Source organism: Phocaeicola faecium (assembly GCF_014837055.1).
GTDB classification, from domain to species: Bacteria; Bacteroidota; Bacteroidia; order Bacteroidales; family Bacteroidaceae; genus Phocaeicola; species Phocaeicola gallinarum.
This window is the reverse complement of sequence record NZ_JACSPQ010000026.1, coordinates 1-1,505: the sequence shown is the minus strand read 5'-3', so window position 1 is coordinate 1,505 and position 1,505 is coordinate 1. Positions and strand designations below refer to the sequence as shown.

Sequence of the window (1,505 nt, the reverse complement as noted above, 5' to 3'; positions counted from 1 at the left end):
GTCCGGTGGCGCGGTGAAGCGCTCGCCCGTGCGGATGCCGGAGCCGGTGAGGCGGACGGCGGTCTTTGCCGCCGTGCCAGAAAATTCCTCCCCAATCCGGGAATAAACACTTGCGCCGTAAAGTTGAGTGGTGTAGGCTCAAGTTTTGGAAAGCCCAAGACGAGGGCGCATCCTCCGGTCGAGGATCAGGCGGCGCAACAGCCGCCGGACCCAAGACTTGGGCGAAGAACGTAACGGACAACCGAACATAAAGGAGACATCACTATGGGACGTGCAGTAGGCATCGATCTGGGAACCACCAATTCCTGCATCGCCACGCTGGAAGGCGGTGAACCCACCGTCATCGTGAACGCCGAGGGCTCGCGCACCACGCCGTCGGTCGTGGCGTTCAGCAAGTCCGGCGAGATCCTCGTCGGCGAGGTGGCCAAGCGCCAGGCTGTGACCAACGTGGACCGCACCATCAGCTCGGTCAAGCGCCACATGGGCACCGACTGGACCGTCGAGATCGACGGCAAGAAGTGGACCCCGCAGGAGATCTCCGCCCAGATCCTGATGAAGCTCAAGCGCGACGCCGAGGCCTACCAGGGCGAGCCGGTGACCGACGCGGTCATCGCCTGCCCGGCGTACTTCAACGACGCCCAGCGCCAGGCCCCCAAGGACGCCGGCCCCATCGCCGGTCTGAACGTGCTGCGCATCATCAACGAGCCGACCGCGGCCGCCCTGGCCTACGGTCTGGAGAAGGGCAAGGAGGACGAGCGCATCCTGGTCTTCGATCTGGGCGGCGGCACCTTCGACGTGTCCCTGCTGGAGATCGGCAAGGACGAGGACGGCTTCTCCACCATCCAGGTCAAGGCCACCAACGGCGACAACCGCCTGGGCGGCGACGACTGGGATCAGAAGATCATCGACTGGCTGGTCACCGAGGTCAAGAACAAGTACGGCGTGGATCTGGCCAAGGACAAGATCGCTCTGCAGCGCCTGAAGGAAGCCGCCGAGCAGGCCAAGAAGGAGCTGTCGAGCTCGACCTCCACCACCATCTCCATGCAGTACCTGGCCATGACCCCGGACGGCACCCCGGTGCACCTGGACGAGACCCTGACCCGCGCCCACTTCGAGGAGATGACCTCCGACCTGCTGGGCCGCTGCCGCACCCCGTTCAACAACGTGCTGGCCGACGCCGGCATCGGCGTGAGCGGCATCGTCCATGTGGTGCTGGTCGGCGGATCGACTCGTATGCCGGCCGTCAAGGACCTGGTCAAGGAGCTGACCGGCGGCAAGGAAGCGAACCAGTCCGTGAACCCGGACGAGGTCGTGGCCGTCGGCGCCGCCGTGCAGTCCGGTGTCATCAAGGGCGACCGCAAGGACGTCCTGCTGATCGACGTGACCCCGCTGAGCCTCGGCATCGAGACCAAGGGCGGCATCATGACCAAGCTCATCGACCGCAACACCGCCATCCCGACCAAGCGTTCCGAGGTGTTCTCCACCGCCGAGGACAACCAGCCGTC

The 1,505-nt window shown here is 65.2% G+C and carries 1 protein-coding gene; it reads left to right on the top strand.

Annotation, left to right across the window (positions count from 1 at the left end):
- Positions 1 to 264 precede the first annotated feature (264 nt).
- On the top strand, positions 265 to 1,505 hold a 1,241-nt coding region (gene dnaK, locus H9626_RS15635; RefSeq protein ID WP_191710798.1), incomplete at its 3' end, for a molecular chaperone DnaK.